At 71.0% G+C, this 503-nt stretch carries 1 protein-coding gene; it reads left to right on the forward strand.

What is annotated here, in order from left to right:
* A partial coding sequence (locus tag HG542_RS34235; protein ID WP_368857194.1) for a putative T7SS-secreted protein occupies positions 1–503 on the forward strand: 503 nt, incomplete at both ends.

Here is a 503-nt window from a genome sequence, read left to right on the forward strand (position 1 = left end):
CACGCAGGCCTGCAGAAGGTCCGCGCCACGGACTGGAAGGGCAAGGGCGCGGACGCGTTCACCGCCAAGTTCGTGGAACACCCGAAGGGCTGGGCGCAGGCTGCGGACGCGTGCGAGTCGGCGGCCGGCGTCCTGGAGACGTACGCCCACACGGTGGCCTGGGCCCAGGGCCAGGCCAAGGAGGCCGTCCGCCTCTACAAGAAGGGCAAGGAGGCGAACAAGAAGGCCGCCGACGATTACCACGCGAAGGCGGACGCGTACAACGCGAAGCTGAAAGCGAACCAGGACCCCGGCCCGCGCCCCGCCGACCCCGGTGAACCGGGCAAGGCGGACATGAAGGAGGCGGAGCGCCTCCTGTCCGAGGCCCGCAAGCAGCGCAACACGGCGGCGGGCGAGGCGAAGACGAAGCTCGACGCGGCAGTGGCGGCAGCGCCGAAGAAACCGTCCTTCGAGCAGCGGATGAAGGCCGACGCGCTGGACCTCCGGGACGGCGGCGCGATGGA

Origin of the sequence: Streptomyces morookaense, assembly GCF_013030945.1 — a bacterium.
GTDB classification, from domain to species: domain Bacteria; phylum Actinomycetota; class Actinomycetes; order Streptomycetales; family Streptomycetaceae; genus Streptomyces; species Streptomyces morookaensis.